The sequence below is a fragment of the Parendozoicomonas sp. Alg238-R29 genome (genome assembly GCF_947331445.1).
Taxonomy (GTDB): domain Bacteria; phylum Pseudomonadota; class Gammaproteobacteria; order Pseudomonadales; family Endozoicomonadaceae; genus Sansalvadorimonas.
This window is the reverse complement of record NZ_CAMZOG010000011.1, coordinates 1-20,915: the sequence shown is the minus strand read 5'-3', so window position 1 is coordinate 20,915 and position 20,915 is coordinate 1. Positions and strand designations below refer to the sequence as shown.

Annotated in this window: 17 protein-coding genes; 4 read left to right on the top strand and 13 right to left on the bottom strand. The window is 48.5% G+C overall.

Annotated elements, in window-relative coordinates; all coding sequences use genetic code 11:
* Positions 1–18: 18 nt before the first annotated feature.
* The 10 genes from QMA35_RS04560 to QMA35_RS04515 all read right to left on the bottom strand — a co-directional run bounded on the left by QMA35_RS04560 (position 19) and on the right by QMA35_RS04515 (position 13,254).
* Positions 19–1,872 (bottom strand): hypothetical protein, encoded by a 1,854-nt coding sequence (locus tag QMA35_RS04560; RefSeq protein ID WP_281645949.1) that lies wholly within the window; start codon positions 1,870–1,872, stop codon positions 19–21.
* A gap of 77 nt (positions 1,873–1,949) precedes the next feature.
* Positions 1,950–2,861: a LysR family transcriptional regulator gene (locus QMA35_RS04555; protein WP_281645948.1), complete on the bottom strand. Its 912-nt coding sequence runs from the start codon at positions 2,859–2,861 to the stop codon at positions 1,950–1,952.
* Between the two features lie 222 nt (positions 2,862–3,083).
* Positions 3,084–3,980: a U32 family peptidase gene (locus QMA35_RS04550; protein WP_281645947.1), complete on the bottom strand. Its 897-nt coding sequence runs from the start codon at positions 3,978–3,980 to the stop codon at positions 3,084–3,086.
* Between the two features lie 17 nt (positions 3,981–3,997).
* Positions 3,998–4,993, bottom strand: a complete 996-nt coding sequence (locus QMA35_RS04545; RefSeq protein WP_281645946.1) for a peptidase U32 family protein — start codon at positions 4,991–4,993, stop codon at positions 3,998–4,000.
* Between the two features lie 246 nt (positions 4,994–5,239).
* Positions 5,240–7,363: an o-succinylbenzoate--CoA ligase gene (gene menE / locus QMA35_RS04540; protein ID WP_281645945.1), complete on the bottom strand. Its 2,124-nt coding sequence runs from the start codon at positions 7,361–7,363 to the stop codon at positions 5,240–5,242.
* Complete coding sequence (menC, locus tag QMA35_RS04535) at positions 7,323–8,417, bottom strand: o-succinylbenzoate synthase (protein WP_281645944.1); 1,095 nt, start codon at positions 8,415–8,417, stop codon at positions 7,323–7,325. The genes menE and menC overlap by 41 nt, the downstream gene beginning before the upstream one ends.
* 11 nt (positions 8,418–8,428) lie before the next feature.
* Positions 8,429–9,271 carry a 1,4-dihydroxy-2-naphthoyl-CoA synthase gene (menB, locus tag QMA35_RS04530; RefSeq protein WP_281645943.1) on the bottom strand — a complete coding sequence of 281 codons (843 nt, stop codon included), beginning with the start codon at positions 9,269–9,271 and terminating at the stop codon, positions 8,429–8,431.
* A gap of 98 nt (positions 9,272–9,369) precedes the next feature.
* Complete coding sequence (gene menH, locus QMA35_RS04525) at positions 9,370–10,155, bottom strand: 2-succinyl-6-hydroxy-2,4-cyclohexadiene-1-carboxylate synthase (RefSeq protein WP_281645942.1); 786 nt, start codon at positions 10,153–10,155, stop codon at positions 9,370–9,372.
* Positions 10,146–11,843, bottom strand: coding sequence for a 2-succinyl-5-enolpyruvyl-6-hydroxy-3-cyclohexene-1-carboxylic-acid synthase (gene menD / locus QMA35_RS04520; protein WP_281645941.1), 1,698 nt, complete (start codon positions 11,841–11,843; stop codon positions 10,146–10,148). The genes menH and menD overlap by 10 nt, the downstream gene beginning before the upstream one ends.
* 7 nt (positions 11,844–11,850) lie before the next feature.
* Positions 11,851–13,254 carry an isochorismate synthase gene (locus QMA35_RS04515; protein ID WP_281645940.1) on the bottom strand — a complete coding sequence of 468 codons (1,404 nt, stop codon included), beginning with the start codon at positions 13,252–13,254 and terminating at the stop codon, positions 11,851–11,853.
* A gap of 170 nt (positions 13,255–13,424) precedes the next feature.
* Between QMA35_RS04515 and QMA35_RS04510 the strand changes: the two genes are divergently transcribed.
* Both QMA35_RS04510 and QMA35_RS04505 read left to right on the top strand, forming a co-directional pair.
* Positions 13,425–13,757 (top strand): hypothetical protein, encoded by a 333-nt coding sequence (locus QMA35_RS04510; RefSeq protein ID WP_281645939.1) that lies wholly within the window; start codon positions 13,425–13,427, stop codon positions 13,755–13,757.
* Positions 13,758–13,848: 91 nt separating this feature from the next.
* A complete protein-coding gene (locus QMA35_RS04505; RefSeq protein WP_281645938.1) occupies positions 13,849–14,388 on the top strand; it encodes a hypothetical protein in 540 nt (179 codons plus the stop codon).
* Between the two features lie 382 nt (positions 14,389–14,770).
* On the opposite strand, the gene rocD is transcribed toward QMA35_RS04505, so the two are convergent.
* Together rocD and putP are read right to left on the bottom strand one after the other, a co-directional pair.
* Entirely contained in the window at positions 14,771–15,988 is a 1,218-nt protein-coding gene (gene rocD / locus QMA35_RS04500) for an ornithine--oxo-acid transaminase (protein ID WP_281645937.1), read from the bottom strand.
* Positions 15,989–16,146: 158 nt separating this feature from the next.
* Positions 16,147–17,646: a sodium/proline symporter PutP gene (putP, locus tag QMA35_RS04495; RefSeq protein ID WP_281645936.1), complete on the bottom strand. Its 1,500-nt coding sequence runs from the start codon at positions 17,644–17,646 to the stop codon at positions 16,147–16,149.
* Positions 17,647–18,229: 583 nt separating this feature from the next.
* Between putP and QMA35_RS04490 the strand changes: the two genes are divergently transcribed.
* Both QMA35_RS04490 and QMA35_RS04485 read left to right on the top strand, forming a co-directional pair.
* Complete coding sequence (locus tag QMA35_RS04490; protein WP_281645935.1) at positions 18,230–19,429, top strand: hypothetical protein; 1,200 nt, start codon at positions 18,230–18,232, stop codon at positions 19,427–19,429.
* A 38-nt stretch (positions 19,430–19,467) separates the two neighbouring features.
* Positions 19,468–19,875 (top strand): hypothetical protein, encoded by a 408-nt coding sequence (locus QMA35_RS04485; RefSeq protein WP_281645934.1) that lies wholly within the window; start codon positions 19,468–19,470, stop codon positions 19,873–19,875.
* A 6-nt stretch (positions 19,876–19,881) separates the two neighbouring features.
* Here QMA35_RS04485 and QMA35_RS04480 read toward each other — a convergent pair whose 3' ends face one another.
* The gene (locus QMA35_RS04480) at positions 19,882–20,823 is read right to left on the bottom strand and encodes an NAD(P)/FAD-dependent oxidoreductase (protein WP_281645999.1); all 942 of its coding nucleotides are present in this window, start codon (positions 20,821–20,823) and stop codon (positions 19,882–19,884) included.
* Between the last annotated feature and the right edge of the window lie 92 nt (positions 20,824–20,915).

The window sequence follows — 20,915 nt, the reverse complement described above, 5'->3', positions numbered from 1 at the left end:
GTTATTTACGACCGAGTACTAACGGGACTGACACTGGGCATTCTGATATTGACTGACCAAAGCCATAAGTTCCTTATGCAATGTCACTTCTGAAATCTTCGCATCAAGTTTGTCACGATGGTTCTGATTCACCGTAACAAGACTCTGAGCGTCGAAATAGCTTTCCAGCAAACGTTTAGGCTCACCAACCTCCCGCTCAAAGATCGCATCCTTTCTATCCAGGGATTCACGGACAGCCTGAATACGTTGTTCAAGATGTAAAATTGTTCCCTGCGTCTGCTCCCGCTCGTAAAAAGCGTTCTTATTTTCCCGCAACAAACGACCTCTTTCAGAAACAATCTCCTGCCGTTCTCCCTGCAAGCGCTTCAGCTTTGTGGACGCATGGTGATCTTCCGGCCTTGCTGTTGAAGTCACTTTAGACTTGGAAACTGGAGGGCTCACCTGACCCACCGATTGAGGCGGCGCGTAAGGATAGGGGTCATTAGCCAAGGGCATTCTATCTACTTCAGGATAAGGCAAGCGGTTCTCAGCATTCACTTCAGAAAGCGGTGGCGCGGAAGGTACTGGGCCACCAGGGGATGGCATATCTGGATAAGGCAGCCCTTCTGAAGGAGCCGGAGCATCTGCAAAGCCGATGTCTCTGGACAGACTCCTCTCTACTCGAGCAATTCTACCGTCGATATCCTGCAGGTGAGTGTTCAGGTCAGCAATCTGCTTATCTTTCCCATTAATCTCTTTGAGTTTTCTTTCTGCATCCTGAAGTTTTCCTCTAAACCTTTCCAGATCAGAACGCTCTGTCAGGGTATTGAGGCGATGTCGGTCAGTACGCTGACCATAATCCGTCAGGTAAGCACGCAGCTGTTCAGAACTCCCCTGAATGCCATAGCGATCAAAAAGCATTCTCTGGGTAGTCTCTGTTCGCGCGCGCGCTGTATTTATATTCCGCACTACCTCGGATCGTTCTGAAGAAAGATCTTTACTTCGAGTTTGTGCTTTTTGTAAAGGGCTGTCGTAGTAATCACGTAACCAGTAAGTACTGGCCAATATTCCCGCCAAACCAATTCCCGCCATTGGCAACGCCAGAGGTGCTGAAAAGAGAGCCACTGGCAGTGCAGCGGCTGTCAATAAGGCCGACCCACCAGCAACTGCTATGGACGCCGATGCTCCCGCATTGTTGTAATGGCCGAAATCAATGGTACTGAATAAGGTGTGCCGATAAAGGCGATGCATAGGGTCATAAACATGGCGATAGTGTTTCGCCGTATCATGGGCAATCAAAACCAATGGAGCCGTATCTGTGGGCACATTAACAAACTGCTCGCACGAACCTTTCTGGCCAGGCCCGTTCACATCCCCTATGGCATCGACTACTACACCATGAGCAGTAAAACTGTTACAGTGCTCAAGCTGACTGAGATTATCAAGCTTCTCATCTACAAACTGGCATAGCTCAACCTTGCCCAGCCCTCTCAAGCTGCCATTCTGGCTGAATGATCCACTGATTAACCGTCCATTCAAAATATGGAACTGGTTATCCAGATGGTATCGCTCATAGTAGAAAGGAATATTGCCCCGCTGCAGCTCACCTTTGCGCTGCAGCGCTGTGGTCGCACTCTCTTCTGCTCCCAGAAATGATTGCGATCCACCTTTTGCTCCGCCAGAAGGAATCAGCAAATAGCGATCTAAATGAAAACTGCCACCCACTTCAGCACTGAGGTTATAACAGGACACTACGCCACCATGCTGGCTGGCGTACCATTCATCCTGTTTTATTTCCTCAGTTTGCGCTGAAATGGAAGGCACAAAAAATAACACTGAAATAGTAAGGGCCGGAGCCAGTGTCATTTTGGGAAACGATCTGACAAATATCATAAGGAACCTGTGACAGACAGACACAACGCGCCGTTAGACGGCGCACCTCTCAAACAGTTCCTTACTTATTAGTTTCGTTATGAAAAAAGCTCAATAAAATTCTTTTCCAGCCATTCAAACATAGGGGAATAGCGATTTCTGCCACTGTAAATCATGCAGATATCCGCAAATGAGGCTTCCGGCTCGCTGCGAAACCTGGCGAAAGCAAACCGCTCCCCCAGCTTTTCTGCCAGCTTTTCCGGTGCCAGCATAAGTACATCCTCTTCTTCAATCACTTCCAACAGTGGACGAAGGTGCTGGCTTCGAATGGCAACATTCATATGAATGCCACGCTTGGCCAAAGATTTTCTCAACGGCATAGTCCGGGAATTAACCGGCGGGTTAATCAAGCCGGCAACGGGGTAACGGCTTAGATCATGATCTTCCACCTCTCTCTGCAGAATGCTCAACTCTTTTCTGCCCATCAAACCAAACAGATCACGCCCTACCCGGCACTGGACAAATGTCTGCGGCAGGTTCATAGCGGTGTAACTGAGGGCTGCGTGAATCTGCCCGGATTCAATCAGGCCACAGGTATCATCTCCCCAGCTGAACAGTTCCAGCTCAGCTCCGGGAGCTTGTTGTTTCAGTTTTTGATAGAGGTTGCGACCATAGGTTTCTGCAAGGAAAGTGTTTACAACAATTTTAAGATTGCCCTGATACATTCCCGGATCAAAATGCTCTGGTTCAAGGGTCTGTAACAGCGCATCAAAAGCCTCGGGCAGCGAGTGAGCAAGGCTTTCTGCCCTGGCAGACAGTCGCAACCCCCTTTTCTCTCTAAAGAACAGAGGATCATTAAGCTGCTCTCGCAATTTAGCCAAAGCGCGACTAACGCTCGGTTGACTAATATCCAGTCGTTCTGCAACCCGGTGGGTATTTTTTTCTTCCAGAAGCACGATAAGAGTGCGTAGGAGATTCAGGTCAAGTTGGTCGGTGGAGAATGTAGCCAAGAAATACACCAGCTGAATTTCTGAAATACAACAATGCTATTGTAATGAATCTCTTTGAAGATAGGATAAGCAACCAAGGAGACTGTCTTACGACAGATTGAAAGACCGGGGGTCGTAGCCCGCTATTTCTTTACAGTGCTTTGCATATCTCCGTACTCGAATGCGATTGAGTATGTAGCCCCAACGAAAGTTGGGGCTTTTTAATGCCCGGAGAAAAGTATTTTACGGTGTGATATCAACCATTGGCACCATTCCAGCTTTACCATGCCAATACCCTTGACAGCAGCCGGCAGGGTGAACCAATTCATGCTCACCAACACCAGAAACCTGGTCTACCAGAGATAGTACAACCTCTTTGGTACCATCAGGCTGAGGAGAAACACGTACGGCATCAACACCGCTAGCGGCCATAGCCGGTACGTCACCAAGCAGATTCAGACAACGGCCTGACTGGGTTTGAATACCATTTAAAGTAAACACCCTGTCGTTTTCTTGACTGTATACAGGCAACCCTTCCGGGTACTGCATACAGACAAACTGACAATCATCTTTCGGTAAATCGTGAGCACGGGCAGTAAAGCAACGGGCCGACACCGCTAAAGGCATCATGCCCCAGACAAACACTTCTGTAGAAAACTTATCGGTTAATCCCAGCTCATCAGCCTGTCCAAGAATGCAATACAAATCAGTGGCCGACAGTTCAAGGGGTAACGTCCACCGTTCCAATCCACAATCAATCAACTCTTTCAGAGTGTAAGCGTTGTAGATATTAAACAATGGTCCGGTAGTAAAGGGGATGCCTGCTTGTGAGAGTTTATGAACAGCTGCCATATCATTCGCTTCCACGTGGAAGCGATCGTTATCGCAGACTTTTTTCAGAGCCGCCAGGTCCGAGGCAGCTTCAAGCAGAGCCAGAGTGGAAAGCACAACTGTTTTCCCTGCGCTTTGGAGCTCCTCACCGATGGCTAGCCAATCACCCAGCTTCATCTGACGGCGTTTATTACAAACAGTCTCTCCGAGATAAACACGGTTAACCGGCCACTCACACACATCCCGATAAAAAGAAATAACACGATCTTTCGGCCAGAAATACAGCAGTGGCCCAAGAGTAATTTCCATAAGTATAATCCTTTGAGCTACTGCCAGGCCCGGTGATAGGCACCCAGCGTTGTTTGACATCCTTCCGACAACCCAGCCAGAGATTTTTGCCAGCTGGCTTGGGGAGAGAAAGTTTCAGGGTTCGCTTTATAAGCATCAAGCGCTTCACGCCATACCTGCGTCACCTCTGCTGTGTAAGCTGGGCTACGCTGTCGCCCTTCAATCTTTACCGCAGTAATACCTGCCCGCTCCAGCTCTGGAATGAGCCCAAGAGTGTTCAAACTTGTTGGCTCTTCCAGAGCGTGCAGGGTTTCCCCTTTAACCTGATAACGCCCTTTACAAAGAGTTGGATACCCTGCCCGTTCTTCAGGGTCGAAACGATCAATTAACACACCATTTAACCGGGTATCCATGGAAGCTCCCTGTTCCTCCCAGCGTACATACCGCGCCGGCGAGCAGGCACCCACTGTGTTAGGTGACTCTGAGGTGAGATAGGAAGACAACCAACAGCGGCCTTCGGCCATAATGCACAAACTGCCGAAGGCAAAGACTTCAAGCTCTACAGGGCTTTTTTCAGCAAGAGCCTGCACCTGAGAAAGCGATAACACCCGAGGCAATACGGCACGGGTAACATCAAATCTCTCGTGATAAAACGCCAACGCGCCAAGATTTGTGGCCGAAGCCTGCACTGAGAGATGCCGCCGCATCTCAGGGTGTTTATCCCGTGCGTAACCAAGCACTCCCGGATCGGCGGCAATGATGGCATGCACCCCAAGGTCTGCGGCAGCATCGACAGAAGAGGTCCAGCGAGACCAGCCAGCGGGATGGGGGAAAGTGTTAATCGCCACCAGCACTTTCACGCCTTTATCCCGGGCGTATTGCAGTGCCTTGCGGGCTTTGGCCTCATTAAAATTCAGCCCCGCGAAATGGCGGGCATTAGTATCATCGCGAAAGCCGATGTAAACCGCATCAGCCCCATGATCAACAGCAGCCTTTAATGCCGGGAGACTACCCGCGGGACAAACTAACTCCATGAGCAACCCCAGATTTCAGTGCATAAGTAAAAAGCACTTTACCTGCTATGGAGTTTTATAGTATTGATAGCAGTCAACACTTGTAGAAACCGAAACAAGCGTAGAAACCGAAACAAGCGCACCAAAACCTACATGAATTTACAGAGTCGTTGCAGCCCTTGAAAGGGGCCAGCATTCCAGCGGAGCTGCGCCTAGCTGTAAACACGCTCGGGAATGCTGGGATCGATAACCTAACGTCAACAGAACCTAAGCCAGAGGGAAAGACTCCAGTATTTTGTAGCGGCTTCCATCCCTGCTCAACTCACTGGAAACCAGTGCAACCTCGCCAACCTGCAAGCGATACCCCGGTAACCTCCAGGGTATGCTGAAAGCAGAACTTCCGAGATGACTACGTTCAATACCACCAGTACGTGCTAGAGTCACATGGGGGCGAAACAGGCGTTTATCCGGCCCGAAGCCTACTTTCAAGGCAATGTCTTCACAAAGGGAATGTAAGTCTTCCATCCGCCGACCGGAGTGAATTTTGAGAGTCATCACCCGCGGATGATTGTGGCTGGGAAGATAATCGACTCCCCCGCTCATACAGACAAAAGGCTGGAAATCTGTCAAACGCTGGCGCAACTGTTCTGCAACAGCATGCAACTGTTCAGGAGAGCTGTCCCCTAAAAAGCGCAGCGTAAGATGGTAGTTCTGAGGCGGTGTCCATCGTACACGGCGATTATCACCTGCCGGCCCGAACCGTCTCACTTTTTTATGCACAGCTGCCGCCAGATCAAGGGGCAACATATAGGCAATAAACGCACGGGTAACTGGGGCTGCGTTCTTTGGCAAATCAACAGAGGCAGACACTGCGTTATCAGAATCCTCCATCATAGTTTGCTCCGACACAGGCTGAGATGACCTTTGATATTTTTCATGACACGACAATTTTTCAGCCAGTTTTTCCAACTTACGCCTATTCACTTTCAGCTGGGAAGAATTTTTCATATCACCCTTACAATCTGGCCAGGGTAAAAATTGATCGGGCACCATAAAGCCCGGTAACCGGCGTTTCAGATATAACCGCCACACTTCGTTTTCAGGTTTGTTTTTGCTCTGTACAAAAGCAACCGGGCGACGACCATACTCCAGATTAGAAACAGGAACCACTATGGCCTGTTCTATATCAGACATTTCCAGCAACACACGCTCAATAGTTTCCGGCTGAATATTTTCGCCTCCGGAAATAAACTGGTTATCAATACGACCATTAATTTGTATCTGGTCACCAAACCAGATACCAGTATCTCCGGTACAAAACCAGCCATCGTCTGTTATCGGACGATTCAATACCCCTCTGTGCCAGTAGCCAAGAAACAGTGATGCACCACGTACACGAATCTCTCCACGCCCTGAAATATTCACCTCACAATGAGGAAGAGGAGAACCAGAGGTTAAAGCTCCTGAAGCAAGAAATGACGGTTGTCCAGTGCAAATCTGAGAGCCCATTTCTGTCATGCCATAAGTGGTCAGAACCTTCACACCGTGAGCCTGAGCCTGCTCCGCAAGGGCACCGGAAACATATCCGCCTCCCATTAACAATGTACTCACTTCACTTTTCCCGAAAGCAAAACTGTCATCATTGAGCAAACGATAAAGCTGGGTATTTACCATGGAAACATGGGTTACCCGTCGCTTGATAAGAGTCTGCGCGAGATCAGAACGATGATCAGGAAATACAATAGAAGCGCCAGACAACAGGCAACGAAACAAAAGCGCCAGGCCACCAATATGATACAAGGGCAATGACAGCAGCCAGCTGTCATTCTCAGTTAACGGAATAATCGCTTGAGAAGCTTGTGCACTGACTCTGTGACAGGAAAAATTGTGGGCAACAGCTTTAGACAATCCGCTACTGCCGGATGTCATAACCAGAGTGGATACGCGATTATCATCCCACTGAAATGTCTGGTCCTTACCTTTCAGATTATGAAGGTTGTCAGGGAGCATAATTTCTGACCAGCTCTCTTTCATGACATTATCATCACTCCAGAAGGCTGAAACTCCTGCATGTTCAGCAATGTTCTGGATTTTGTCTTCAGGAAAACGAGGGTTCAGAGGCAGAATAATAATGCCGGCCCGAAGACAAGCCAGGGTCAAAACCACCAGCATTGGGCTGTTTGCCGATGAAACAGCCAAAACCTGACCACTCTCAACTCCTGCTTCAATGAGGCCACAGGCCATATCCTGCACACGGTGATCCAGTTCCTGCCATGTCCAGTACAACTCCCCGGCCATAATAGCGACAGCATCAGGATTTTTGGAAACCTGCCGTGCAAGTGGACACCCTTCAGGGGTTATAGCTGGACCAGATAAGTTGCAGTTGTTCACGAAGGACTACTTTCTCATAGAATTCTTGTTGCTCACGGAGTAGCAATGGCGCTGTTTCAGAACAAGGCCCCTGAGATCCGTGTACAAGCCGCTTTTGAAAAACACTCAGTGTATCGAGGCCAGAAGCTGTGCATGGAGCCACACTTTCAGCCAGACGAACAAGGGTACCTATTCCGATATTACTTTCATAGGATGAGCTGATAACCAGTTCAAGTTTATGCATTCTGGCAAACTCAGCAAGCTGTCGACAACGATAAACGCCACCAGCCAGTGTTGGCTTTACAACAAGTGCCGCTAACCCATCGAAAACGCCAGGGCAACCCGTACCCCAGATATTTCCTGTGTGAAGACTTTCATCCAGAGCAACTGGCAGCCCCCCCTTGGAAACATATTCTGGAAGTTGCTCAACCTCAGCCAAAGGTTCTTCAATAAAGCTTATTCGGTTGCGAGGTATAGCTTTGGAAAACTCCAAAGCCTGATTCAGATTCCAGCGTCGGTTTCCATCAAGTCTGATTTCCACATCATCAGGCAAACAGCTATCCAACTGTTCAACCAGTGCTATGTCGTCGGTGACAGACTGACGGGATACTTTTACTTTAACCAGTTTTGTTTCCGACTCTACAGACTTCGCGACAGACAGAACCTGTTGATTATCCCCTGCAAGCAACCGACAAACCGACGGTTCTGGGTGATATAAACTATTGGACTCGGTGAAATCAAGTTCGTCAACCGCAGACTCAACTGCAAAAATAACCGATGACGGCCACATTAAAGAATCTGCAATCGTGTTCTGTAATCCATGCTCGCTTATATCCTTAAACATCGCAGGATTTTCAGCGAGCAAGCGAGCACAGGTAACCAAAGCATCCTTTGCTTCTGTCAGAGTTTCCTGACTAAAACCAGGCAATGGCGCACAATCTCCGAGACCATCACCTTCATCTTTTTCCAGCCACAGAAGCAGACCCTGCCGCTCACCGTCTGGGCACCCAGGCAGGGAACCAGACAGCGGCAGGGACCATTGGTATACCGACACTTTCATGTCAAAGCTTTGCATACCAACAGTCATTAAGGATTGCGCTGAAAGCGGCTGAAGTCGGGATCACGCTTTTCAACGAACGCGTTACGACCTTCCTGACCTTCCGCAGTCATGTAAAACAGCATGGTTGCATTACCGGCCAGTTCCTGAAGCCCTGCCTGACCATCACAGTCAGCGTTCAGGGCAGATTTCAGGCAACGCAGCGCCAGTGGAGAATTACGCAGCATCTCACGACACCATTCCACGGTCACTTCTTCCAGCTCTTCCAGAGGAACAACAGTGTTGACCAGCCCCATATCCAGTGCGTCCTGGGCAGAATACTGGCGACACAGGAACCAGATTTCACGGGCTTTCTTCTGACCAACCAAACGAGCCATATAGCTGGCGCCATAACCGCCATCAAAAGACCCAACCTTCGGACCGGTCTGTCCAAAAACAGCATTCTCAGCCGCAATGGTTAAATCACAGATCATATGCAGAACATGGCCGCCACCAATGGAATAACCAGCAACCATGGCCACTACAGGCTTAGGACAGGTGCGAATCTGACGCTGAAAATCCAGAACATTCAGGTGATGAACACCCTTATCATCTTTGTAGCCGGAATCACCACGAATCCTCTGATCTCCACCGGAACAAAAAGCTTTACCACCTGCACCGCAGAGAATGATAACGCCGACATCACTATCACGACGAGCGTCGTCCAGTGCTTTCTGCATTTCCATAACAGTCAACGGACGGAACGCATTATGTACCCGTGGGCGGTTAATGGTGATTCGGGCAATGCCTTCTGCCTTGTGGTAAAGAATATCTTCATAGTCTTCAGTGCAGCAGTTCCAGGCAAGAGCATCACGAACAGGAGATGTGGTCATAAATCTATCTTCAGTTTACTTCAGGTGGGATAACAACAATTTCCTAAAAAACCTAGTAACAGGCTCTTTAGGAAATGGCTTATCGGTATTCATCCCTGTTATTGACAAAACTCAATAACAAAGCCCAATGCCAAAAGCGCAGCAGTAAACTCCTCAGGGTTATCACGATGGGTATTATGGCCTGCCCCCATCACTGTTGCCGTACGAATATCTGCAAGGTGACTCAACTGTTCTTTCAGTGCTGAAAACTTTCGATCATATTCACCAACCAGATAGCCAACCGGGCAGGAAGCCTTTTCAAAGAACGACCATAGATTTTCCTGCGCTCCCAGACTGCACCCCATCAGCATATCTGCTAACTCAGTACCGCTATTTTGAGTGCAGCGTTTCTGTACTAGAAGCGCTCGTTCCTCACTCGATAGAGAACTGAACACGGACTGGCAATACCAGTCCTTCAAAACAGTCTCTGCAGCTTCGGCTTTAAACCTTTCAGCCCAGCACCTGTCACTCACCAGCCTTTGCTCTTTTTCTTCGAAGGATGTCAAGCCCGGATGAGCACCTTCCAAAACAAGACCGGAGAGTTCTTCGCCCCAACGATTCGCCAGAGCCATAGCAACCCGGCCACCAAGGGAATAGCCCACAAGTATGGATGGAAGAAGGTTGTGATTCTTCAATGTGCAGTAAACAACATCTGCAACTCTGTTCACTGTTGGGCTTTTAATCCCATCACTCTTTCCGTGGCCAGGCAGGTCGATGGTGTAACAGTGAAAGTGCTCTTTCAAAGAAGGCACTACCGGCAACCAGTCTTCTCCTGAACCCAAAAAACCATGGATCATCACCAGAGCACGGCCCTGCCCTCCGTGATCGATACAATTTAATCCCATAACATGTCCCGGGCATGGGTTTGAAAACCAGCAAACATATCAGTGGCTTCAGAAGGAGGAGTGCACACTTCAATCAGAGCACCCTGTGAACTTTTCAGCGTTTCATAGAGCTGCGCCTTGAAACGCGCGCGCGTCTCCGGTCGGTAATGATTAAGGCCAAACATATTTGCAGCCCCGGTAAACTGCAGATCATGTTCAACCTGAAAATACTGTGATCGGGCATTAGCGCTGGAAACAGGGAAAATATTAAAAATACTACCGCCGCTGTTATTCAGAACAACCACTAGCAAGCCATGTTTAGCAGCCAGATGCAGGGAATTCAGGTCATGGAGCAGTGACAGGTCACCAATCACCAGAACTGTTTTCTGGCCAGCCCCAATGGCATGTCCTGCTGCGGAAGCCACCAAACCATCAATACCACTGACACCTCTATTGGCGACGACATGGGTATTCAGCGGTTGGGTTGTCAGACTGTCGAACAGCCGAATGGGCATACTGCTTCCAAGAAACAGTTGCTGCTGATCCAGCGCAGTTTTTATTTCCCTGACGACCCAGGGTTCCGTTACCCCCCCCTCAGTACTGATGGCTGTATCAACATAACCACCAAGCTTTTGCCCACAATGAACCAAAGAGTCGGCCCATTCTTTATCTTGAGTGTCCACATTGAGATTCTGACAAAAACTTTCAATGGAACTGCTCACTCTGCGGGTGACAGAACCAAAGGGATCATGACGATCCTGTCGAGGGTCAATATACCAATGTTCGCCCTGCCATTCTGTCAACCACAGCCCAAGGTGCTTGCTAACAAAACGTCGCCCGAATTGAATAACTAATGCAGCTTGTTGCAGCTCTTTCTGAATAGTTTCGTTAGCCAACAGAAGATCAGAACAGGTTAAGGCCCGAGAGTGCCCATGAAGCCCAGACTGAATATCCGCGATCAGAACAGCACCTGTTCTTTCTATCAAGCACTTGACCGACTGGCTTTCTGCTGGAGATAAAACACCAGCAATAATGACTACCTTGTTATGCCCCCCAAGATCCTCAGTGACTAGATCTGGCTGAAGAGGCCATTCACAAACAGGGGAATCCCCTTCGCACCAGTATTTAACAGGTAAAAGCCAGGAAAACGGATCAAACTTCACCCCGTTGCCGTAGAGAGGTTCCCTTAACTGCTGATTAATATGTACACACCCACCATTCGGCCGTTTTAGCACAGCAACCGCTTCATCAATGGTGGAGAGCAGCCAGCGAGCAGGTAAAGATGGTTCTGGATTGGGAAGGTAAACACTGTGCACTGGGCAAGAGCCAAAGATTCCCTGTTGATTCAGAGTCTGGTTGGCACCACAACCCAGCAATTCCGGCGGTCGATCAGCAGTTAATGTTAACAGAGGAACGCCTGCTTCCCGAGCTTCATGAAGAGCCGGGGAAAGGTTGGCTACTGCAGTGCCTGACGTAGTAATAACAACAACCGGCTCTCCGAGTGCTCTTGCTATTCCCAGAGCAAGAAATCCCAGCCCCCGCTCATCATAATGGCAGTGGCAGGTCAGACCATTATGACGGTCAGCAGCCAGAGTCAACGGTGCACTACGGGAGCCTGGAGCAAGGCAAACCTGCCGAATACCATTGCGATACAGTTCTTCAAACAGTAGATCGCACCACACACTGGTAAAATCTTTTTCTTCTTGCATCAGGTGCTCACAACTTAACATTCAGCAGGGATTGTACGGTTTTCAACTTGCTATCAAGTTCTGCCCATTCCTCATCCGCATGCGAACCAGGAACCAGGCCAACGCCAGAGTAGAGACGCAGACTTTGCCCCTGAAGCAGAGCACACCGAATGGCAACAGAAATATCCGCCCCATCCTTCTCAATCATGCCGAACGGCCCGGAGTACCAGCCCCGCTGGTGCGTTTCCAGTCGCTGGATCAGCGAGAGCGCTTCCGCTTTAGGTGCCCCACCCATCGCAGGTGTTGGATGTAAACGCTCGATAAGCTCGGCATCGGTGGTATCCGGTTTCAGATAGGCTCGCACTTTTTTCCGCAAGTGCTGAACACTGCGCAGCTTAACCAGATTGGTATCAGCGGTGAACTCCACACTCTCACTGCATTCAGACAACGCATCGGTAATAGCCCGCATAACCAGCGAATTCTCCCGGCGATTTTTATCATCCGCTAAAAGATTGGCAGCCAGTTTACGATCCTGAACAGGAGTCCTGCCTCTTGGTGCGGTTCCGGCCAGAGCCTCACTGTCGAGGTTCTGTTTGTGCCGGTGATAAAGACTCTCCGGAGACGCTCCGAAAAAACATTCGTTGTGATTGTTCCAGAGCGCGAAACGGTAGGTTTCCGGGGTCATGGCTTGCCAGCGCATCAACATTGACCAGGGGCACAACTCGCCATCGATGGAGAGAGTCTGCTCCCGGGATAAAACCACCTTAGCCAGGTTCCTTTTTTCAAGAGCCTCAAGAACCGTATCAACCTGAGCTTCCCAAGTCGCCCAGACAGGAATATTGCCCGTAACAGTGGCAACTGGCAGGGTTTTAGGGAACCGATTCAGATCTTCGATCACGGCCAAAGTCTGAGCCTCTATCGCTATCTGCTTTTTAAGAGCAACACCCTGAGAGCCTAGAGGAAGCTGGAGGTTACAAGCTAAAATCAGTTGCCCTTGATAACTGAGTAACTCAAAGCGTGGCAGCAGGATTTGTCCACCACCAAAACCTGACCAGTGATCACCAGCCTGCTCAGAAAACGCCATTCCTCCGTAAAAGCGGGCATTTGGGCACGCAGCAAGAACTTCCCGCATCAAAGGCTCACTCTCACGCAAAACCTGCGAGGGTGGAACGGTGTCGCCAATACGGATCGAAAGAGCTACGCCCTGGCCGGCTGAGATCAGGGAACTCTTCCTGTTCGCCCAGAAAGTACGCACGCCACGTCCGGCTGCAAGCCAGGCCAACTGTTCGATGCAGTTGTTACTGACTAGACAATCAACCTGCTGTTCCAGCCTGTGCCAGCCGGTACCTGGCTCAATGTCGATAATTTTTTCGACCAAAAGATCCCGAGCCATCGTGAAAACCGATGGAAACTGATGTGCGTTTACGTTCATGATCCGTCATGACTAGGATGAGCCACTATTTTAGGATGCCAGAGATCAGATCACAGGCTGGTATATACCGAAACAGCGATAAACGGTAGTAACAGGTTGAGAAACAGCAGGCACCTTTCAGGTGCTGTGGTAGAATTCCCCGCCTGAAAAGATCAAGGATTTGTAGATACATGGCCACCAATGGTGAATCGGCCCGTCAGTGGCTCGCTGACAATGGAAGCACTGCCTCTCAGGAAGAACTGCTTCGTATTCGAACAGCCATAGCAACCAAGTTGGATGCTATGCCAGAAGAACACCCCGATGAAGCCGGGTTTCTGGAAGCACTGGATGTGATGGATGAGTGGATGGAAAAAGGCAAAACCAGCGAACCTGAAAACACTACACCCTCTTCACTGGATACCAGCCCGCTGGTTCCTGACCTACCTCCCGCTGAGGTTTTGAGTGAAGAAGAAAAACAGGCTCGCTTTAAGGCCCTATTGAAAAAGAAACACACCCTCGCCTGATAAGCAAAAGACATATAGAAAGAGCAAATCCGTTTATTGCTTCCGTGAACGCTTCATATACTGAATGCACTTCCTGTTCGGGGGTCAGATAATGAAGCGGCTCTACTATCTTACTCACTCTGTTGACGAAGCAGATTGTCTGGTCAGTGATCTGCGCCGGGCTGGTGTTGGAGAATGGCACATTCACGGGCTCAGCACTGACGATGCTGGCCTCTATCACCACCATATTCATCCCGCCCATTTCTTCCAGCGCTATGACCTCATTCACCTTGGCGAACGTGGCGCCATTATTGGTCTTTGCATCAGCCTGGTGTGGTCATATGTGGTTCACGTACTTCAATTGATCCCAAACAGCTTCGGCATTGCTGAAGTAGTTTTTACAACTCTTGTCTTCACGCTATTTGGAGCTTGGTCTGGTGGCCTGATGGGTATATCTCGCCTGAATTACCATATTGCCCGGTTTCAGAAAGATATTGATTCCGGAGCCTGCCTGGTTCTGGTTGACCTACCCCGGCGAAAGGTTTCCCAGATTCGCAGAAAAATTCAGTTTCGGCATCCGGGAGTGATTCTGGCTGGCTACTCCTCAACGATAACCAACCCGTTTGCCCGCTCTCCAACCCAAACTGGTTAGCTCCCCTGTAATTTGGGTATTTCCCAAGGAAAGTAATAATCACGCTCAAAACAATAAGAAATGATTATGAATTTCTGGTCGCAATTCCTGAGGGGTCGTCTTAAATGAAGTTTGTGGCGGCCCGACAGGCGTTCTGAAGCGGCTTCCCATCAACCTTAAATTTCACTTATTCAGCAAGGAAGCCGTTGTGAACCGGAAGCAATCCCGTCGTCTCTTGAAAATGGAGAAAGTTATTGGTGATGTCGCCCTGTGGGTATTCGTTGCAGGAGCTTTGTACTGGCCTTTCTACATGCTTCTTGAGTAACGGAGAACCAGCCAGAAAAATAAAGGCCTCGATCATTTCAATCGAGGCCTTTTCTCTTATCTGCTCAAAAAGAGGCTCTTACAGCTCCGCGAAGGTTTTTTTCAAAATACCAATACACTCCTGAACCTCTTCACTGGAAATGACCAGAGGTGGGGAGAAACGGATGGTATGTTCGTGAGTCGGTTTAGCCAGTAAGCCATTTTCCGCCAACTTCAGACACACCTGCCAACCGTCAATGCCGTTAGCAGGCTCAATATCAATAGCATTAAGCAGACCGCGACCACGAACGGTTTTCAGGAGTGGATGGGGGATTTCCCTGAGCCCGGCTCGCAAAGCTGCCCCCTGAATTTCAGCATTTTCGGCAAGTTGTTCATCGCGAACAACATCCAGCGCTGCCATAGCAACCTGGCAAGCCATGGGATTACCGCCATAAGTAGAACCGTGCTGCCCAGGCTTGATGCAGAGCATAATGTCGTCATCAGCCAGTACTGCGGAAACCGGGTACACACCACCAGATACTGCTTTTCCCAGAATCAGAACATCCGGACGCACATTTTCATGGTTCACAGCTAGCAATTTACCGGTTCTGGCAATCCCGGTTTGCACCTCATCGGCCAGCATCAGCGCATTATGTTTAGTGCATAATTCCCGAATGCCCTTCAGGAAACCATCATCCGGAATGATAACCCCTGCCTCCCCTTGAATAGGCTCTACCAGAACACCGGCAATATCTGGTGCCTGCATAGCTTCTTCCATGGCTGCCAGATCATTGTACGGGACGTGGGTAAAGCCGGGAGTGTATGGACCATAATCCGCCCTGGCTTCTTCATCGTTAGAGAAGGAAATAATGGTGGTAGTACGACCGTGGAAGTTGCCGTCACAGACCAGGATTCTGGCCTTATGGGGCTCAATGCCTTTTTTCTGATATGCCCATTTCCGGCACAGCTTAATTGCTGTTTCTACAGCTTCAGCTCCGGTATTCATAGCCAAAACCTTATCGAAGCCAAAATACTCCGCCATGTATTTCTCAAAAACACCGAGGGCACTGCTGTGGAAGGCTCGAGAGGTCAGTGTCAGGCGTTCAGCCTGCTCTGTCATCGCCTGAATAATTTTTGGATGACAATGTCCTTGGTTAACAGCCGAATATGCAGAAAGGAAATCGAAATACTCTCGCCCTTCAACATCCCAGACTTTGGCTCCCTTTCCCTTATCTAGAACAACCGGCAAAGGGTGATAATTATGGGCGCCATATTTATGCTCAAGTTCCATCAGTTCAGATGAAGAATACTCAGTCATAACTCCTCCGTCTGGCTACCTGTGACACAGCGACACTTGTGGTGCCTGCCATCATCAACGAGCGCCGGTATTATCATTCTCTTATGAAGAAGCCCGAACAGACGCTCGGGCATGGTGTTGCCTATTAAGTATCAAGACTACTAATAATGGTCAATACCTTAAGCATCAACAGTTTCCAAATGCTGTTTTATTTTTGTAAAGATGCTCTGTGCCTCAGACGATGGTGTCTGATCCGCCAGGCTGACTACAGCTATGGACAGACAGGATACAACAAACCCGGGAATCAGTTCATACAACTCAAAAATGCCACCATTGAATTGATTCCAGATAACAACGGTCAGGCCTCCGGACACAATTCCGGCCAGAGCACCATTGCGGGTCATTTTGTCCCAGAACAGACTGATAACAAGAGCCGGGCCAAAAGCAGCGCCAAACCCAGCCCATGCATAAGCCACCATTCCCAAAACACTGCTCTCTGGGTCCAGTGCCAGAGCTGTGGCAATCGCCGCAATTCCCACAACGGCTAACCGCCCCACCCAGAGCACTCGTTGCTGATCAGCCTCTGGATGGAAAACATCTTTATAAAAATCTTCCGCGAAAGCCGTTGAGCAAACCAGCAACTGGGAATCAGCTGTACTCATTACAGCTGCCAATATAGCTGCCAGCAGAATACCGGCCACCACCGGATTAAACAGGGTCCCCACAAGCACCATAAAAATTTGCTCAGGATCACTGACGGTGACCCCAGTGTTAAGGTGGTAGACCAGCCCTGCCAGACCAACCATCAGCGCTGCTACAAGACATACCCCACTCCAGCCCACGGCTATAGCACGGGCTACGGGAAGATCCTTCTGGCTTCGAATTCCTTTGAAACGAGCAAGAATATGAGGCTGACCAAAATACCCAAGCCCCCACCCAAGGAGAGATAAAACCAGAATCATATCCAGAGGTTCACCGGCTTTGTCGGTAAAGGGATTTAGCAGTGCAGGATTATGGTCATCCAGAGTTTGCACCATCTGTTGAAAACCGCCAACCTGATCGATTACAACCAGAGGAACCGCAACCAGAGCCGCAGCCATCATCAAACCCTGAACAAAGTCCGTCCAGCACACCGCAAGGTAACCACCAAAAAGCGTGTAGGAAATCACGCTGATAGCCCCAACGATAACGGCTATGCGGTAATCCAACCCAAACGCTGTTTCGAACAGTTTGCCTCCGGCAACCAGTCCTGCACTGGTATAAAACAGGAAAAAGAGAATAATGAAACCCGCAGAAATGACCTGCAGAGCACGGCCTTTATCATGGAACCGATTAGAAAAATACTCTGGCAGAGTGAGAGCATTACCCGCGGCTTCACTGAAAACACGAAGGCGGCGGGCAACCAGTGACCAGTTTGCCCAGGTTCCCAACAGAATCCCCCCCGCTAACCAGAATGCTTCCATGCCTGCCGCAAAAGCATACCCAGGCAAACCGAGTAACAGCCAACCACTCATATCGGAAGCACTGGCACTTAAAGCTGTTGTCCATGGCCCTAGTGAACGCCCGCCAAGAAAGTAATCTTCACTGGTATTGGTTCTGTGCCAGGCCAATAATCCCAAGCCAAGCATCCCCAGAAAATACACCAGAAATGTAATGAGAACAGCGGGTTCCACCTGCATATTCGTCTCCCCGGAAGCACTGATAAAAAATTTCAGTGAAAGATTATGTTTTCGACAGGCATTGCGGATCCACATAACAAAACCATGCGTTCTCAGCTCTGCTTTAATGAGATGCGCCCTACAACCTTTGAAAGTCTAGATGAATCTTTCGGTTTGGCTTAAAAAGTTAGAGTCATATAGCTCAATGTACTAACCTGAAAATGGGTACAGACAAAGGAAGCGCAGCATGGATATCGGTTCATCGCGGGGAGCATCGGGCATAAACCCCAGCCTCTCAGCCCGTGTTCTGAATACCGAATCCCCTGAGAAAACCACTTCCACACTGAAAGCCACATTCCGGGCTTTCCTGACGCCATTTAGTCAAATCCGATCATTCAAATACCAACCGGTTCTTAAAGATATTAAAGAAGCCCAGGCTCAGTTTGCGGCGAGGGCAGAAGCAAAAGCCACTGCATCAGTGCCAGAGGAAAATAAAACCCAGGAAACGGCTTCCGCACAAGGAGCCTCCCCCAAAAGCATTAAAGCCACTCCGAAAACGGTAATTCGCCAAATAGAAGGGGGGTTTCATAAGGCAGGCGACAAAATGGAAAAAGCGGCTGAACGAGCCGCTGACATCATGAGTACTACTCTCAGTCAAGTATCTAAAGAGGTGGAAAAAGGTAGGTTTGGAGCTGTGGCAACAACTCTGGCAGATGGTTTCGAAAGCTCTAGTCGCGTGATGAATGCTGGCCTGAAGGTGGCTGGCAATGATGTGCGTAAAGGTATAGAGCAAGCCGCGCAGACAATAGCTCAGGATCAACCAAGCATTGGCGAAAAAGTTTCAAAAGTAGCGGTTCAGGTTGAAAATGGCTTTCGCCAGAGCGGGCTTGCGATTGAAAAAGACATGTCTTCTCTAGCTGAAACAACTCGCCAAACTGGAGAAAAAATCAATCAGGCTCTGCAACAACCGCAAACTCTGGTCAATGAAAATTCCTGGAATGATTTTGAATCATGGATCAATGATCTAGGAAGCAGTGTGGAGTCTTCAGCCCAAGTGATAAGCAACGGTCACACCCAGACAGGTAATACTCTGTCCCAAACGTTTACCGCCGTCAGCGAAGAGCTGAGTCCACAATCATCACCGTCTCCCAGCACGTCAGTCGATACAGAAGAAGGTGTGCAAACGGAAGAACCTGGTCTTGGAGAAGTAGCCCTGTATTTGGCTGCACAAGGATTCTCGAAAATAAGCCATGAAACTAAGAAAGTTTTTAACGATGCAGCACAATCTTCTCTGGAAGGCATTAAAACTGTTGGAAATCACTATAAACAAGGGTTTGAAAATATCGGCCATAGCCTTAAAGAAAACTTCACCCAGTTTGACTCTCATGTTGAAAACGGCGTGAATCAATCAGTAAATACTGTAGGCAACGCATTTTCAGAAACTGGTCAAAAGGTTGGGAATTCCTTCAAAGATGCTGGCCAAGAAATAGGCAACGCATTCTCCAAAGCCGGAGATAGTTTAAAAAACAGTGCAACAATGGTTGGTTATGGCATAAAAGAAGGTGCAGAGGAGGTCGAAGATTTCTTCAAGGATGATATTTTCTCCTCCTTTAAATCACTACATAATGATATAAAAGACACGTTTAATACAGTAGAACAGGCTGCCAAAAAGGCTGAGGGAAAGATTAAGGATGTTGCCAAGGACGTAGCGAAAGAGACCGAGAAAACCGCAGAAAAGGTGGCAAATGAAGTTATTCACAAGCCAGTAAACAAAGTTAAAAAATTCTTCAAAAAAATATTTTAAACTTTATTATGTCCTCAAACAGCCCACTTCGTCAGCAATTGACCAACCATTTCAAACAAGCTAGAGCTCTTGCTTCGCTTTTGGGTATGGAAGGGTTATTACAACAAGAAATAACAACAAAGAAAGGGCCAGAAGAACGCCTGGAAGATGCCAGCTATTTAGCCTTAAAAGCAGAGAATGCGCAGAAAAAAATCAATGCACTGGTGGTTGATGATTTAAGCTTTGAACACACTATAGAAAACGCCATTGAAAAAAGTGAGGGCAAAACTGAAAACCTTGTCGCTATCCTTGATACAGCTATACCCGGGTTGTCCAAAGCGATAGAAAATTATCTGCAAACCGTATACGAGTTAAATAAAACTCTTTTCCCCAAAGCCGCAAAAAAGACGACATCGAGAACTTCCCGTAATAAGCGCCCACCGAAGACAAAACAAAACTACCTCTGATTAAATTCATAAAGGCATTGCAAATAACTGCTTCCAACCACATGTATGAATAGGGCCATTCTGTTTTAACGACTCATTTCTGCTTATCTCTTCTGTTGAAGACAAATCTTTAAGCTTAGTATTTGAGTAATTCCCGACCCAGTTAACCCGGGCACTTCTTCGGAAAATAAAGCTATGCAAAGCCTGATTAAGATCTTCAGTTTTATTAAGCTCTTCAGTCAGTAGAGATGCATCTTCCAGCCCTTGAGCCACACCCTGTTGCAGAATTGGACCACATCCGTGAGCAGCATCCCCTAGAATCAAAGCTCTTTCCCCACCCCACACAGATTTTGGCATTACCTGCATACGGCCACAAATTAAGCGAATACTTGGAGGTAAGTTTGTTAACACAGACCGAACAGGAGAGTAGTAACCGTCAAAGCGTGACTGTAATTCTTCTCTCGCCTTATCATCAGGAAGGGATTTCGTGCAGCTATCAGCTATATGGCCATAGCAGTAAACACGATTATTAATCATCGGGTAAATCAAAAAGGCAGAGTTTCGTCCAAAAAACAGTTGTGGATCCGTTTGAATACCTTCTGGCTTTTCAGTTATAAATCGCCAGCAAAACAGCCCCAAGTCTGACAGGGTTATATCTGGATAAATCGTTTGCCTGATTTGTGAATGAATACCATCACAAGCCAACAACAAATCTCCATGCCACTTTTCACCGTTATTCAGCACTACATCGACACCTCGAGAGTCCAGCTGAAACTGTTGTATCGTACACCCTCTATGAACAGGCACTTGCCTAACTTTTCTTTCCAGTATCTGATGCAAATCATGATGAGGTAGAGCAAGAAAAGGGGTTCCAGCTTGATGTAGATTATCGAAAGACTCTCGGCATAGAAGACCTCCACAACTCTTACGATAAACCATTTCACTCCCCTGCAAACTTTGTCGGCGCACCTCTTCCAAAACGCCACCTGATTACCACCTAACCTCAGCCACGATTCGTAGACTAAACTGACGACACTGGTTTTCTTATCGAGCGAGGGCGA

Excerpts from the sequence above, each read along its gene's own strand:
- QMA35_RS04545 (WP_281645946.1), bottom strand. The coding sequence starts at position 4,993 with ATGGAGTTAGTTTGTCCCGCGGGTAGTCTCCCGGCATTAAAGGCTGCT.
- QMA35_RS04560 (WP_281645949.1), bottom strand. The coding sequence starts at position 1,872 with ATGATATTTGTCAGATCGTTTCCCAAAATGACACTGGCTCCGGCCCTT.
- rocD (WP_281645937.1), bottom strand. The coding sequence starts at position 15,988 with ATGACTGAGTATTCTTCATCTGAACTGATGGAACTTGAGCATAAATAT.
- menC (WP_281645944.1), bottom strand. The coding sequence starts at position 8,417 with ATGCAAAGCTTTGACATGAAAGTGTCGGTATACCAATGGTCCCTGCCG.
- QMA35_RS04510 (WP_281645939.1), top strand. The coding sequence starts at position 13,425 with ATGGCCACCAATGGTGAATCGGCCCGTCAGTGGCTCGCTGACAATGGA.
- QMA35_RS04505 (WP_281645938.1), top strand. The coding sequence starts at position 13,849 with ATGAAGCGGCTCTACTATCTTACTCACTCTGTTGACGAAGCAGATTGT.
- QMA35_RS04490 (WP_281645935.1), top strand. The coding sequence starts at position 18,230 with ATGGAAAAAGCGGCTGAACGAGCCGCTGACATCATGAGTACTACTCTC.
- menD (WP_281645941.1), bottom strand. The coding sequence starts at position 11,843 with ATGCAAGAAGAAAAAGATTTTACCAGTGTGTGGTGCGATCTACTGTTT.
- putP (WP_281645936.1), bottom strand. The coding sequence starts at position 17,646 with ATGCAGGTGGAACCCGCTGTTCTCATTACATTTCTGGTGTATTTTCTG.
- menH (WP_281645942.1), bottom strand. The coding sequence starts at position 10,155 with ATGGGATTAAATTGTATCGATCACGGAGGGCAGGGCCGTGCTCTGGTG.
- QMA35_RS04515 (WP_281645940.1), bottom strand. The coding sequence starts at position 13,254 with ATGAACGTAAACGCACATCAGTTTCCATCGGTTTTCACGATGGCTCGG.
- QMA35_RS04550 (WP_281645947.1), bottom strand. The coding sequence starts at position 3,980 with ATGGAAATTACTCTTGGGCCACTGCTGTATTTCTGGCCGAAAGATCGT.
- menB (WP_281645943.1), bottom strand. The coding sequence starts at position 9,271 with ATGACCACATCTCCTGTTCGTGATGCTCTTGCCTGGAACTGCTGCACT.